Here is a 14,282-nt window from a genome sequence, read left to right as displayed (position 1 = left end):
ATTTAATGGGCGCGATCGCTTAATTTCAATTATTTAAAATCGACAAGATTATGGAAGCGATCGCATTTTAAAATAACTGAAACGGATTAGTAATAAAAAAGTGATTATTCTCGTCATGGGCGTATCTGGTAGCGGCAAATCTACCGTCGCCCAGCTACTCGCACAAGAACTAAACTGGGGCTTCAGCGACGCCGACTGCTTCCACTCAACCGCTAATATTGAAAAGATGAGCCGAGGCATTCCCCTGACCGATGCCGACCGAATGCCGTGGCTGCAAGCAATGCAACACGCCATCGACCAATGGCTACAGGAAGGTAAGAATCGGGTACTAGCGTGTTCTGCCTTAAAAGAATCCTATCGTCAGATGCTGTGGCGAGATCCACAACAGATGCGCCTCGTTTATCTCAAAGGGAGTTTTGAGGCGATCGCGCAGCGGCTGGAGGAGCGTCAAAGTCACTTTATGACCAAAACACTCCTGCAAAGCCAGTTTGACACCCTTGAGGAACCACATAATGCCCTCTGGGTGGACGTTTCCGAGCCGCTGGACGTAATTGTGCAGCAGATTCGCAGGCGTCTAGAAATCTAAAACGAGCGATCGCATATCATTTCAAATCCACTGTCTCGCCACAGGCAATCCTAAAATCTCAAACCCACACCACCCTGCACTGAAACAGCAGTACCACCGCCATCGCGGTAGGCATCAAAAGCAATAATCGCATTGCCAAAAAGAACAGCATTGCTGTTGGGAACGACGTAATCAATCCCCGGTTGAATCGCAAAACTGGTTTTATCCCCTACCGGCGAAGGTGTCCGATTCCCACTGCCAAAAGCAACGCCTGCACCCACATAGACATCTGTTTGCCAGTTGAGGGGGATATCATAGGAAATCGTTGGCACAACCGCTGGACTCGCCCCAATTAGCGCTTGTGCCCTTAAGGAAAGGGGAGCTTGCAAGAGTTTGTAGCGTACAGCAACCACCCCACCGATTTGGCGACCTTCTCCAAAATCATTATCATTAATCCCCACCGTAGCACCAACACCCACATAGCTGCCGTATGCTGCTTGAGCCGATGCTGGCTGACAAAAAGCAAACCCTATCTTACCGGAAGTCGAATCGGTTACGGGAAGCAAAAAGTAAAACGCAAAAAATAAAAAGTAAAAAAGGCTTTTTTTTACCTTTTTCCTGTCACCTTCTAAGGCGACTCCTTCTTGCAGAAATAAATCCTTGAAACGCTCCATTTCCCCACTCCTCAGCGCCCATGAAGCAAAATGCTCCATGTTTGTGTCGATTGTATTCTAATTTATCCTGAATTTCCTCAGTACCAAATTATTCATAGCCAGAGATAAAAAACACCGCCCCAAGCTTTCTCGGAACGGTGTTTATTCTTTTGAAACGTTAGCGTTACAAACGATGACTCTGTTTCACATCTACTTGGTCGGCATCGGTGGCATAATCACCTTGTCAATCGCATGAATGATGCCATTAGTGGCTTCGATGTTAGCCTGAGAGACATTGGCGTTGCCCACCATCACGCCATCGTTTCCAACCTTAACGGTGACTGGGCTGCCTTCAACTGTCGTCACTTCTCCAGATTTCAACTGGGAAGAACTCACTTTGCCGGGAATGACGTGGTAGGTCAAAATCTGAACCAGCATCGCTTTATTTTCTGGTTGCAGTAACTTTTCGACAGTGCCTTCGGGTAAAGCTGCAAATGCTGCATCAGTCGGTGCAAAAACCGTGAACGGTCCTTGTTGTTCGAGGGTTTCGGTCAAACCTGCGGTTTCCAAAGCAGCAGTCAGAATTTTGAATGAACCATTTTGGGCAGCAAGCGCAACCAAGTTGCTACTTGAAGGCATCGTCCCTTGTGTAGCAGCCGGGTCAGGACCTTCGCCGGGGGCTGGCATCATCCCTTCTGTGGCAGGGGGCTGAGTGCTGTTGCTGGGGGATTGCATCATCCCTTCTGTAGCAGGGGGCTGAGTGCTGTTGCTGGGGGATTGTATCATCCCTTCTGTAGAAGATGGCTGCGGCTGAGCGCCTTGGCTAGGGATAGCGGTAGGGGATGGTACGGTTCTTGGGGTTGACTGAGCGCTGCGATCGCGATTGTAGGGCGGCTTGCTGAAAACGTCTGATTGAAGAATTTCAGGGTTGGGATTCACCTGGGCACCAGCTGGCAGACCCATAAGGGTACTAGCACCGATAACTCCCATCAGGCTAGCCAGTTGTTTAATCAAACTGTTGCGTTTTTGATTGGTCATTGCTAAGGGTTTCCCTAAAAACTTAGACTTAGTTAAGTTCACATTTTGTTACATATGTTTACCTCTGCCTAAAGTGTGAGTTCCTCTGCCAACCGATCGGGAAACCGGGACAACACAGGGGGATTGAACAATCTAAGTAGCTAAATAGGCGAAAAGGCGCGACTTATTTCTTATTAAGAATGTCAGCGTTAGCTTTCTTCGTGGCGGCTTGTTAAGAGCTAGGGGTTGCAAGGCGGCTGGTATGCTCTTGAGACTAAAAGGAGAATTTTGTTGCGATCGCGCCTACGTTTACCCACGCTCATCTAGGCAGAAACTATTTCTATTTCGTAGCGATTCCGGCTTTTCTCCCTCCTGCCTACTTTCTGTTGGGGGGAGTAAAAAGTTCGCGTGCCTGACTAAATAGAGCTTTGTTCTCCGCTTTGCTGAGGCTAGCACCGCCCTCTCCACTGGGCGAGTTGAGTCATGATTGCCGTTTCTGGCTTCAACCGCCCTCAGTCAGCCAAAATTTATTGCAATCGAGTTAATTAACTGGAAATACTACTTCTTTATATATAAACAAACTTAAGCAATAGCTTCATTATCTATGCCTTTTGATTATACCCTCTGATAGAGGTGGACAATTAAGCCAGCTTGTTATTCTAATAACAACAAAAAGATAACAACATCAACAAAAAACATTAATAAGAACGGAGCAAAAAAATGGGAATTATTGCTTGGATTGTTTTAGGTCTGATTGCAGGTGCGATTGCTAAAGCTATTTATCCCGGTCATCAAGGCGGCGGTATCCTCGCCACAATGGTATTAGGTATTTTAGGTGCCTTGGTTGGTGGTTATTTAGGACAAGTTTTACTGGGGTCATCGGGAGGCGCAGCCTACGGAGCGTTGACAGTACCGAGTATTGCTTTTGCTGTTCTAGGCGCAATGGTTCTGCTATTCCTGTGGGGCTTGTTAACTCGCCAGAGAGCTTAATTAAGGGTTCCCTTTTATTACCATCTAGCATTTAGAAAGCACCCCCAGCTTAGCCTGGGGTATTTTTATTGGGTCTATTTTGTGTTACAGCCGTCGTTATTTGGCTGCATTTAATAGAGCCAATTTGCTCATTTTTTATTAAAAATAAAAAGAAAGCCATTTGAACTAAACTTTTAATTTGGCAAAGTTGTAATTTTTCAAGTTGAATTTTTCATCAGCAAAAATAAGTAATTTAATAAGTATAACTGCCCAAAAACAATAATTTTTGCTTCTAGTTCCACCGATGCAAATAATAACAATAGTAGCCTAAAAGCGTTAGATTAACAGTGTTACTTAAAAATAGAAGGAGATAAAAAATGCTGGAATTGTACCAATTTGAGCTATCCCACTACTCCGAAAAAGTGCGACTGCTGCTGGATTATAAAGGTCTGCCCTACCGCAAAATTGAGGTAACACCAGGAGTGGGACAGGTAGAATTGTTCCGGATGTCTGGTCAACGACAGGTACCTGTCCTGAAGGATGGCAACACAGTAATTGCTGATTCGACAGCGATCGCTAAGTACCTCGATAAGCAATATCCCGACCGACCCCTAATCCCCGTTGACCCGAAACAAAAGGGACTGTGCTTACTGATTGAAGCCTGGGCAGATGAATCTATTGGTTCCAAAAGTCGTAAGGTGTTATTTGGGGCACTCAGCCAAAATCAGAACTTCCGCACCTCGATTTTACCGAGCAACACGCCAGATGCTCTCAAGACTCTCGTGGGGGCACTGCCTGGTGAAGTGCTGAATCTCCTGGGTCTTGGCGTCGGATACGGCCCCGATGCCGTACAAGCGGCGACAGAGGATCTTCAGCAAGACCTAGAGAGCCTATCCCTGCTACTATTGGAAAGCCCTTACTTAGTCGGCGACTATCCAACCTTGGCAGATTTTGCCGTCGCTGGGCTGAGTATGCTGATTAAATTTCCCTCTGGCCCCTATCTTGACCTTCCCGAAACCCTTAGAGGCAAAGGAATCCCTGGTTTGGCTGACCGTAGCGCTTACGAGACATTTTTCAACTGGCGCGATCGCCTTTATGCCGATTATCGCAAACCCCTAAGTGCCAACACAACCGCCGGAGCCACAGGCTCAACGCCAACATCAATTGAGATAGATTAGGAAATCCATTTTAGATTTTAGATTTTGGATTGGTTGAAAAATCCAAAATCTAAGATTGAGCGAATAGTTAGGCTCCGAGAATTAGGGTAAACTTTGGATGCCTAAGTGTTCTGAAGCAACACTAAAAAGACTCCAGAAGCGATTATGGAAATGCCATTAGGGTCGGTAATTCAAGGCTCCCTCAGTCAGGGACTAGAAGTAAGACTGCATCCCGATATTTCTGTAGAGGATATGCGGGTTGGCAAATTTCTGGTAGTCAAAGGTGCCCGTTCAGACTTCTTCTGTATGCTCACAGACGTTTCGCTGGGCACCTCCAGTCAGCGAATTGTTGCCAACCCTCCCAGTCCAGAGGACACTTTTTTGCAAGCGGTTCTAGCAGGGAGTGGCACCTATGGCACCATCAATCTGACGCCGATGTTAATGCTGACACGAGAAGCAACAAAGTCAGTAGGCGCTTATGTGGTGGGTGCCGAAAATCCTAACTCCAACGGCAAATCCAACGGAGGAACTCTCGCATCCTTTCAGCTGCAAAGTAGCGCTGATACTGAGATGGAGTTGATGCCTGTTAAGACAATTCCCAGCCACTTCAGCCAGGTTTATGATGCGACGGAACGCGATTTCCGCGCCGTCTTTGGTTGGGAAGATGACCCCACTCGGTGCAACTTCGCCATCGGTCAACCTTTGGATATGGATGTGCCCGTATGTCTGGATTTACACCGATTCGTGGAACGCAGCAACGGCGTTTTCGGGAAATCTGGCACCGGCAAATCCTTTCTTACCCGCCTACTTTTGTCTGGCATTATCCGCAGACAAGCAGCGGTCAATTTAATTTTTGATATGCACTCGGAATATGGCTGGGAAGCCGTCCGCGAAGGCAAACACTTCAGCACTGTCAAAGGCTTGCGGCAGCTATTCCCAGGACAGGTGCAAATTTATACCCTTGACCCCCAATCTACCAAGCGGCGGGGGGTGCGTGACTCTCAGGAACTGTACCTCAGCTACGACCAAATCGAAGTCCAAGACATCATGCTGGTGCGGAATGAGTTAGGTCTTTCTGAAGCAGCTTTGGACAATGCCAATATTCTGCACGCCGAGTTTGGCAACTCCTGGATTGTCCAACTGTTGAATATGACCAACGAGGAAATCCAGCTGTTCTGCGAGGAGAAGAAGGGTCATAAGGGTTCAATTATGGCGTTGCAGCGCAAGCTGATGCGCCTGGAAAATCTCAAATATCTGCGAACTGCCTGTCCCCACAACTACGTTAATCAAATTTTGCAATGCCTCGATGCAGGTCAGCACGTGGTGATTGAGTTTGGTTCTCAGTCAGATATGCTCTCCTATATGCTGGTGACGAATATGATCACCCGCCGCATTCACAAAGCTTATGTAAGTAAGTCTGAATTGTTTTTGCAGACCAAAAACCCCATCGATCGTCCTCAGCAGCTAGTCATTACGATAGAAGAAGCCCACCGCTTCCTTGACTCCGCCATCGTGCAAAGTACCATTTTCGGTACGATTGCCCGCGAGATGCGAAAATACTTTGTCACCCTTCTGGTGGTAGATCAGCGTCCCTCTGGAATTGATAATGAGGTGATGTCCCAGATTGGCACCCGCATCACTGCTTTGCTAAACGATGACAAAGACATCGACGCCATTTTTACTGGCGTCTCTGGCGGCATGAGTCTGCGTTCCGTTCTGGCAAAGCTGGATTCTAAGCAACAAGCCTTAATTTTGGGTCACGCGGTTCCGATGCCCGTCGTGGTAAGGACTCGCCCTTACGATGAAACGTTCTACAGAGAAATTGGCGATACTTGCTGGGAAGAGATGCCAGACGATGAAGTGTTCGCTGCGGCTGAAGCCGCTAAAGCTGATATTGGTTTTTGATCGTGGTTTTTAATTCGTAGTCAATAGTCCAATGATTATTGACTACGGACTTCTAGGCAAAAATAGTTCGGTTATCCCACAAGGACTAGAGTACCCGTTGAAGGGTTTTCCGTGGATGATTATATATATAGGACACAGATAGGACGCTTTTAGCTAATGATTTTCCGGGTGGTACTCAAGGGTTAACAGGAATTTGCCAGAGCAGCAAGTTTAACCCAATCGGATGAACCTTTCAACCTGGAGCGTCGTCTATCATTAGTGATACGATAGAAATGTAAAACAAACTCATACCGACTTTGACTTTTTAGCCTTTATTACCTATCAGGAGTGGCTAAATGGGGGTCGATACCAGCTCTTTAAGGCATCCCCCAGCCGAAAGGTTTGACGATTAGCTTTTTGTGTGTTATGTTTGCCTATTCAATTGGGTAGGCGATCTTTACAACTTTTGCAGGATGTGTTCCACTAATTGACCTAGCTACTCTCATTGTAAGAGCTGGCAATCTCCCGCTAAGGTCAACCCCTGCTACAGAATTGTTGCTTGTTTACGGAGTCACCACTCACTCATGCCCACTGCCAACACCCTAAAAAAGACGACTAAACAACCCACGTTTACGGCTGATATGGTTCGCACCTATCTGCATGAGATTGGGCGCGTGCCCCTGCTGACCCACGAACAAGAGATTGTCTTCGGCAAGCAGGTGCAGCAAATGATGGCGCTGCTGGAGGCGAAGGAGACCTTGGCTGAGACATTGCAGCGAGAACCAACTCATCAAGAGTGGGCAGACCATGTTAGCTTGAGTGAACCCGAACTTGACCGGATAATCAAACTGGGAACGCGGGCAAAGCGCAAGATGATAGAAGCTAACTTGCGTCTAGTGGTCGCGATCGCGAAGAAGTACCAGAAGCGTAACATGGAATTCCTGGATTTGATTCAGGAAGGTACTCTCGGCTTGGAACGCGGCGTCGAGAAATTTGACCCGATGCGCGGTTACAAGTTTTCGACCTACGCCTACTGGTGGATTCGCCAAGCGATTACTCGCGCGATTGCTCAACAAGCCCGTGCGATTCGTTTGCCCATCCACATCACCGAAAAGCTTAATAAAATTAAGCGGGTGCAACGGGAACTAGCTCAGACGCTTGGTCGCAGTGCTACCCCCGGTGAAATCGCTAAGGCGCTGGACTTAGAACCCGCGTTGATCCGCGAGTACTTGAATATCGCCCGTCAACCAATTTCTCTGGATGTGCGCGTTGGCGATAACCAGGATACCGAACTGCAAGACCTTCTGGAAGACGAAGGCCCAACCCCTGACCATTATATGACCCAGGAGTCGCTGCGGCAAGACCTAGACGATCTTCTGGCGGAACTAACCCCACAGCAGCGGGAAGTGCTAACTCTGCGCTTTGGCTTGGAAGATGGCAACGAGCTGTCTCTAGCAAAAGTCGGCGAACGCCTAAGCCTCAGCCGCGAACGGGTACGCCAGCTAGAACACCAAGCCCTCGCCCATCTGCGCCGTCGTCAGGCGAATGTCCGCGAGTATATCGCTGCTAGTTAATTGTAGAGGCGGGATTGAGCCGCTATGCTCCTGCCTCCCACATCATCCTATAGCGATCGCTCCTAAAACCCGTCCTTACAGCTAAGTAAGGGCGGGTTTTTCAGTCATTTCAATCCCCGCTTTTAGCCCCTGTCGAGTAGATGTGTCTACCTGTTGAAGTTTTTTGTAGACATCTAAAATCTGTTACTGCTCTTTTTTTATATTTTTGTAAAGTTTCGTAAAGCAGTTCGGGAACTCGAACGGGTGCCAGTGAAGTCATCCACAGTTAAGGAACAAGTACTACAGACAAGCCCACACTGACCCGATTTGGGAAAGCTCATAAAACGGGTGAATAAAGTGAGTATAAATACGCATTTTGATTTTAGAAGGCAATTTAATAACCGGGAATCAAAGATGAATGCGTTGCTTGTCTTAACAAAAAAAACTCCTTTCGGATGACCTACGGTTCATTCAAATGGGTGAAGCTTTACACCTAAGGAATTAGGTACTTTGTAATTAGATGCTTGAGGGTGTCTGCTCGTAATTGCTAGGGGGGAAAAAACGGTGCTTAACAAGTTTTATCAGCAATTTATGTCTCGGCTTCCGCTTGAAGTACCTGCCCTAGGATTACTTCTAACGATGAGCTTCGCAACCAGCACAGTTGCATTGCAAGCACCAACATCCTTCAGTAAGACGGGAATCGTTGGCACAAATTCCGTTTCCCTTGCACAAATGCCAGCATCAGACACTTCAGTGGCTGACGGTATTTATTTGTATGGTAGCTCCCAAAAGACAGAAGAGATTGGTCAAGAATATATAGTATTTGAGGCGCGTCAGGGAAAGGTAAGGGGTGCGTTTTATATGCCTTCCTCAGAATATAGTTGTTTTTCCGGCAAGGTTGGGGCACAGCAAATCAATCTAACCGTTCAAGATCCCTACGACAGTACAACCTATTCTCACTCAATAGCCCTCAGCGAAGCCCCCCCAGTCGCCTCTGCCGATAGTCGGTTGCCCATTGAAGATAGTTTACGGCTCCAGGGCTATCACCCAATTAACAAAATTAGCGCTAACGACCAGCAAATCTTGAACGCTTGTAAAGTTAACTTCTAACAATTAGTAAGCTTTGGCGGTGCAAATCAAGGTAGTTGTCAGTAGTTTGTTGCTACTAACCAAGGACTAATCACCAGAAAAACAATTAGCTCCTCCAAAAACCCGTTTTCTTGAAGAAAACGGGTTTCTTTATTTTTTGAACTTCAAAACTCGATTCCTGGCTGCGCTTTGACGCCCTGTTCCCGGAACGGATGCTTAACGAGGGTCATTTCCGTTACCAAGTCGGCTCGTTCAATTAGGGCTGCTGGGGCACCTCTGCCGGTGAGAATAACGTGAGAATCCGCAGGCTTTTCCTCCAACCCAGCTAGCACTTCCTCAACGCTCAAATAGCCGAGTTTTAAAGCTACGTTGATTTCATCCAACAGCACTAGCTTAAATTCAGGATTGCGGATAAAGCTGAGTCCAGTTTCCCAAGCCTGATGCGCTTTCTGGATATCTCGCTGTTGGTCTTGAGTTTCCCAAGTGAAGCCTTCTCCCATCGCGTGGAACTCTAGCTGACCTTCCCAGAGACCGAGGACAGCTTTCTCAGCGGGTTCCCAGGCTCCTTTAATGAATTGTACGATCCCGACTCGATAGCCGTGACCAAGCGATCGCATTACCATTCCCAAAGCAGCAGTGGTTTTTCCCTTGCCATTGCCTGTATTAACAATAATTAAGCCTTTCTCCTGAGATGCCTTTGCCACCCGCTGCTCTTGAACTTCCTTGCGCCGCTGCATCTTGCGCTGGTATTGTTCTGGAGTTAGTGATGATGTTTCTGTCTCCAGTAAGTCAGCAGATTCTAAATTCTTATTTAAATCAGTCGGGGTAGGAGTTGTCATCAAGTCTGCCTAGAAAAAACTTTCACACCTATTAAAATAGCCCCAAAGGGATATGCATCAGGATAAGCCATCGGCAATTCCTTCTAATTGCAGGGAATCGCTCCCAGTCATCACTTCAAGACAGAGGGCATAACCCCCCTTCCATTTTGCCTATAGATTCAGCAACACTGATTTCAGTATAAATTTACTTACCTTCTTTTAAGATTTATGTCTTTAACCTTATCAATCTCTTCTGAACAAGGTGCAGAGCAACTTAATCTGAATTTGGAGTCTACATTGCAGGGATTAACCCTGTATGAGGCTTGCATTGAATACAACCACACAGCCGCAGAGGTTCTCAGGCTTTTCGAGGAAAAACCGCTACTACCGGGTTTAATCCTCATGGATAAAAACCAACTAGTCGGGATGATCAGTCGCAGGCGTTTTTTTGAATATCTGAGCCGTCGTTACAGCTTGGAGTTACTGTCGAAACGAAGTTTGCGATCGCTCTATCAATTTAACCATACCGAAATTCTAGTTTTTCCCAGTTATACTTCCATTACCGCAGCGGTGCGGGAGTCTTTGAAGCGCTCGCCTGAATTGATCTATGAACCAATCATCGTACAAACAGCACCCGGAATTTATAAATTGTTAGACGTGCATCAACTTCTGCTGGCTCAGTCAGAGGTGCATGAAATTACAATGGCAGCATATAAGCAAATGGGATTGGCGCTGCAACAGGCAAAAAACCAACTTTTAGCCGTCTTAGATGCCGTGCCTGGATTTGTCTCCTGGATTAGCTCGGATTTACAATACCTGGGCGTCAACCAGCATTTAGCTGCATCCTTTAACTTGTCTTCAGAGGAATTTGTCGGTCAGGAACTTAGCTGTTTTGATAGTAGCTCCAACTTTAGTGAATTTGTGGAGCAATTTTTTGCTTCCCCGACGAAAACAACCTCTCAGGAAGTGACCGCAGAAGTTGACGGCAATATCAAAAATTATCTTATGGTGGCGCAGAAATACAACCAAGATCAAGCGGCTGTCACAGTAGGAATTGATATTACCAAACGAAAGCAATTAGAAGAAGAACTGCGAGCATCGCTTGAGCGAGAAAAAGAACTCGGCGACCTAAAATCCCGCTTTATCTCCATGACTTCCCACGAATTCCGCACTCCCCTGAGTACGATCCTCTCTTCTGCCGAATTATTGGAACATTACAGTAACAATTGGTCTGAAGAGAAAAAACTCATCCACCTGCATCGCATTCAAATCGCTGTTAAGCACATGATTGGACTGCTTGATGATGTATTAATCATTGGTAAAGCCGAAGCCGGACAGTCGGACTTCAAACCTGAACCGCTGCATCTGGAAGAATTTTGTATTGAATTAGTGAAAGAATTGCAACTGAATGAGGGCAATTCCCGTGCAATTAACTTGATTAATCATTGCAAATCTACCTCCTTTAGTCTAGATGAAAAATTGCTGCGACATATTCTTAGCAATCTCCTTTCAAACGCGATAAAATATTCGCCTGAAGGGAGTCCAGTCAGATTTAAAATTACCCAACAAAAAGATGCAATCGTCTTCCAAATTGAAGACAAAGGAATTGGGATTCCTCTGCAAGAGCGTCAGTGCTTATTTGAAGCATTTCATCGATCCGCGAATGTCGGCAACATCCCTGGAACTGGTTTAGGATTAGCAATCGTTAAGAAGTGTGTGGATCTTCACGGGGGTGAGATTACCGTTAAGAGTAAAGTGGGTGTGGGCACTAAATTTAAAGTAAGACTACCCCTGAAGAGTGCTGTAGAGGCAAGGTCTACCCGCCCGTGCTAAGGTAAGCTTTCTTGCAAGATAAAGTCTAAAGTCTTTATTTAAAAGGAAAGTTTGGGTGTATAGAAGAAAGTGCCCCGAACATACTCAAACCTTATTAAAGCTGCTCGGTTGTTGTGCATTGAATTTGGACAATCCTAGCGAACATCTTGTTTGCAGTCCTAGGAGCTGACATTTTTAATTTTTAATTGCTTACCTGCTAGGCGATCGCTGATATGGCAAAGATTCTGGTAATTGAAGATGAAATATCTATCAGAGAGAACATTCTGGAGTTGTTAGAAGCAGAGGGATTTGACGCTATTGCAGCCGAAAATGGTCAAATAGGGTTGCAGTTAGCTCAAGCAGAAATCCCCGATTTAATTCTCTCCGATGCGCTAATGCCGGAACTCGACGGTTATGGCGTTCTGAAGGCACTTCGCTCTAACCCTGTCACGGCAACGATTCCCTTTATCTTTCTCACTGCCAAAGCAGCGAAAACCGATTGGCGTCAAGGGATGGAATTGGGTGCAGACGACTACCTCACCAAGCCATTTACGAGAGCGGAATTACTGAGAGCGATCGCAGCGCGGATGGAAAAACAGGCGGCGATTGAGCGACATTCGCAAAAAAAACTCGATGATTTACGCAGCAATATCTCTTTCTCCCTCCCTCACGAACTCCATACTCCCCTCAATGGCATTTTGTGTTGTTCGCAAATGTTAATTGATGAAGCCGACTCCCTAGAACCGCAAGAAATTCTAGAAATGGCAGTCGATATTCGTACCTCTGCGGAACGTTTATCTAAGTTAGTCCAGAATTTTTTACTCTTCGCTCAATTAGAGCTAATCGGAACCGATCCGCTTCAGATAGCGGATCTTAGACAAAACAGCCGAACTGATTCAGCGAAGAGCGCGATCGCAGAAGCGGCGATTAAAAAAGCCAAGCAAGTTTGTCGGGAAATGGATTTGGAATTAGACCTCCAAGAAGCTGCCGTCTTAATTTCAGAGCCAAAATTGCGAAAAATTGTGGAAGAACTAATCGATAATGCCTGTAAATTTTCGTCTCCCAACACCGCAATTCGCGTTGCCAGTCGATGTAAAAATAGCACTTTTGTACTGTCCGTGAGCAACTTCGGACAGGGGATGACACCAGAGCAAATTGCGACAATTGGAGCCTATATGCGATTTGAGCGCAAACTCGCTTCACAGCAAGGCTCTGGTTTGGGCTTGCTCATTGCTAAACGCCTAGCCGAACTACACGCTGGCGAATTATCAATTGAGAGTATTCCCACTCAAAAAACCATTCTGCGTGTTGCCCTGCCTATGTGAACGAATTTAAAACTATGTGCAATTTGTAGCACAACTGTTATCAGTAAATAGACGTAAATAAACTGCTAAATTAAATCTCTCCCCTTGCTGAGGAAAAATCAAAGTTTTGATTTTACATCTCTAATTGAGAGCCGATCGCTAATCGCCCATAACTATTAACAATTAGCCACGAGCGATTAGCCATTAGCGATTATCTGGTCTTAATTCAACCACGGAAACTGGCTGGAAGTAGCATCGGGTTCTTCAACTAAATGAGCCATATCGCCCTGGTAGTTCTCGTTAATGAAAACCGCTTTACTCTTCAAATGTTCGGGTACATAGCGGAGGTTGACAGGGATACCATGCGCCAGCAGAAATTCTGCCAGATGATCGGGATGAATGTACAAACCTTCTGCATGAAGCCGTTGCAACATTTCCTCAAAATTAGACCAATGATTATGGTGCTGGCTCTGAGATGCTGATTGAACTCTAACTGGATTGCGAGAGGAAAGATTGCTTGCCATCTTGTCATATTGACTGGACTGAGACAAAATCCTTCTCTGGATTAAAGCCATGAGAATGACCTTTTTCCAGTTTACAAAAATTTGAGATTTATCGAATTGTGGCGATCGCTTTTGCGATCCCCGCAGGGAGCTTTGCAACACCCCTATGATGGCAATTATGACTCAGCCGGTCTTGGTCAGTTTTTTGTGCTAAGGGAAAAAATCCCATGATTTTAGGCAAAATTGCAATCGTTCAAGGTGATATAACTCAGCAAAAGGTAGATGCGATCGTCAACGCAGCGAATACCTCCTTACTCGGTGGTGGCGGCGTCGATGGGGCAATTCACCGCGCCGCTGGACCAGAATTGTTGTCAGAATGTCGCCAGTTGAAGGGCTGTGCCACGGGTGAAGCAAAGATTACAAAAGGTTACAATCTCCCCGCCGAGTGGATAATCCACACAGTTGGCCCAATTTGGCGAGGGGGCGATCGCCAGGAAGATGAGCTGCTAGCTAGATGTTATCGCAATTCTCTGGCGTTGGCGGAGCAATACGAGATACGCAGCATTGCCTTCCCAGCTATTAGCACGGGTGTCTATGGGTTCCCGATAGAACGCGCCACTAGAATTGCTGTAACTGAAGTGAAGAAGTTTCTGGAGCGCACTACCTCGATAGAGCAGACGATTTTCGTTTGCTTTGGGGATACTGCCTATAATTCTTACTCGGCTGCGATCAAAGAAATTATTTAACACAAGGTAGCGATCGCCTGAAAAAATCCTAAGTGCTGTAAGGGCAAAAAGACCCCACCGATACTGAGTAGAATTCAATCAGATAAGGGATGGCGCGATCGCGATCGCTGCTTACCCGACAAAATTATCTGCGTGAGGATGCAACGAGTGCGATCGCTCTAGCGCTCATTTATCTTTTCCCCACACTTATATTTTTCCTGCTCCAGTTGGGT

Annotated in this window: 13 protein-coding genes; 9 read left to right on the top strand and 4 right to left on the bottom strand. The window is 46.3% G+C overall.

Going from position 1 to position 14,282, the window contains the following annotated elements:
• Positions 1 to 100: 100 nt before the first annotated feature.
• Positions 101 to 586 carry a gluconokinase, GntK/IdnK-type gene (locus NC994_RS16540; protein ID WP_190437547.1) on the top strand — a complete coding sequence of 162 codons (486 nt, stop codon included), beginning with the start codon at positions 101 to 103 and terminating at the stop codon, positions 584 to 586.
• Between the two features lie 50 nt (positions 587 to 636).
• Here NC994_RS16540 and NC994_RS16535 read toward each other — a convergent pair whose 3' ends face one another.
• On the bottom strand, positions 637 to 1,239 hold the full coding sequence (locus NC994_RS16535) for a hypothetical protein (protein ID WP_242030332.1): 603 nt from the start codon (positions 1,237 to 1,239) through the stop codon (positions 637 to 639).
• A gap of 189 nt (positions 1,240 to 1,428) precedes the next feature.
• On the bottom strand, positions 1,429 to 2,256 hold the full coding sequence (locus tag NC994_RS16530; protein WP_190437544.1) for a fasciclin domain-containing protein: 828 nt from the start codon (positions 2,254 to 2,256) through the stop codon (positions 1,429 to 1,431).
• Between the two features lie 699 nt (positions 2,257 to 2,955).
• Between NC994_RS16530 and NC994_RS16525 the strand changes: the two genes are divergently transcribed.
• From NC994_RS16525 to NC994_RS16505, 5 genes are all read left to right on the top strand, one after another.
• Complete coding sequence (locus NC994_RS16525; protein ID WP_190412970.1) at positions 2,956 to 3,225, top strand: GlsB/YeaQ/YmgE family stress response membrane protein; 270 nt, start codon at positions 2,956 to 2,958, stop codon at positions 3,223 to 3,225.
• 356 nt (positions 3,226 to 3,581) lie between these two features.
• Positions 3,582 to 4,382, top strand: a complete 801-nt coding sequence (locus NC994_RS16520; protein WP_190437541.1) for a glutathione S-transferase family protein — start codon at positions 3,582 to 3,584, stop codon at positions 4,380 to 4,382.
• A 144-nt stretch (positions 4,383 to 4,526) separates the two neighbouring features.
• Complete coding sequence (locus NC994_RS16515; protein WP_190437538.1) at positions 4,527 to 6,266, top strand: ATP-binding protein; 1,740 nt, start codon at positions 4,527 to 4,529, stop codon at positions 6,264 to 6,266.
• Between the two features lie 563 nt (positions 6,267 to 6,829).
• Positions 6,830 to 7,819, top strand: a complete 990-nt coding sequence (locus NC994_RS16510; RefSeq protein WP_190412973.1) for an RNA polymerase sigma factor, RpoD/SigA family — start codon at positions 6,830 to 6,832, stop codon at positions 7,817 to 7,819.
• Between the two features lie 570 nt (positions 7,820 to 8,389).
• Positions 8,390 to 8,908, top strand: coding sequence for a hypothetical protein (locus tag NC994_RS16505; protein ID WP_190412974.1), 519 nt, complete (start codon positions 8,390 to 8,392; stop codon positions 8,906 to 8,908).
• A 143-nt stretch (positions 8,909 to 9,051) separates the two neighbouring features.
• On the opposite strand, the gene cobO is transcribed toward NC994_RS16505, so the two are convergent.
• Positions 9,052 to 9,726 carry a cob(I)yrinic acid a,c-diamide adenosyltransferase gene (cobO, locus tag NC994_RS16500; protein ID WP_190437533.1) on the bottom strand — a complete coding sequence of 225 codons (675 nt, stop codon included), beginning with the start codon at positions 9,724 to 9,726 and terminating at the stop codon, positions 9,052 to 9,054.
• A 207-nt stretch (positions 9,727 to 9,933) separates the two neighbouring features.
• Between cobO and NC994_RS16495 the strand changes: the two genes are divergently transcribed.
• The gene (locus NC994_RS16495; protein WP_190437530.1) at positions 9,934 to 11,538 is read left to right on the top strand and encodes an ATP-binding protein; all 1,605 of its coding nucleotides are present in this window, start codon (positions 9,934 to 9,936) and stop codon (positions 11,536 to 11,538) included.
• A gap of 212 nt (positions 11,539 to 11,750) precedes the next feature.
• Positions 11,751 to 12,842 (top strand): response regulator, encoded by a 1,092-nt coding sequence (locus NC994_RS16490; RefSeq protein ID WP_190437527.1) that lies wholly within the window; start codon positions 11,751 to 11,753, stop codon positions 12,840 to 12,842.
• Positions 12,843 to 13,042: 200 nt separating this feature from the next.
• On the opposite strand, the gene NC994_RS16485 is transcribed toward NC994_RS16490, so the two are convergent.
• Positions 13,043 to 13,483 (bottom strand): hypothetical protein, encoded by a 441-nt coding sequence (locus tag NC994_RS16485; RefSeq protein WP_190437524.1) that lies wholly within the window; start codon positions 13,481 to 13,483, stop codon positions 13,043 to 13,045.
• A 68-nt stretch (positions 13,484 to 13,551) separates the two neighbouring features.
• On the opposite strand from NC994_RS16485, the gene NC994_RS16480 reads away from it, so the two are divergent.
• On the top strand, positions 13,552 to 14,070 hold the full coding sequence (locus NC994_RS16480) for an O-acetyl-ADP-ribose deacetylase (protein ID WP_190437520.1): 519 nt from the start codon (positions 13,552 to 13,554) through the stop codon (positions 14,068 to 14,070).
• Positions 14,071 to 14,282: the final 212 nt, after the last annotated feature.

The sequence above is a fragment of the Trichocoleus sp. AS-A1 genome (assembly GCF_039962015.1).
Lineage (GTDB): Bacteria > Cyanobacteriota > Cyanobacteriia > Cyanobacteriales > FACHB-T130 > FACHB-T130.
This window is presented reverse-complemented; position numbering and strand designations above follow the sequence as displayed.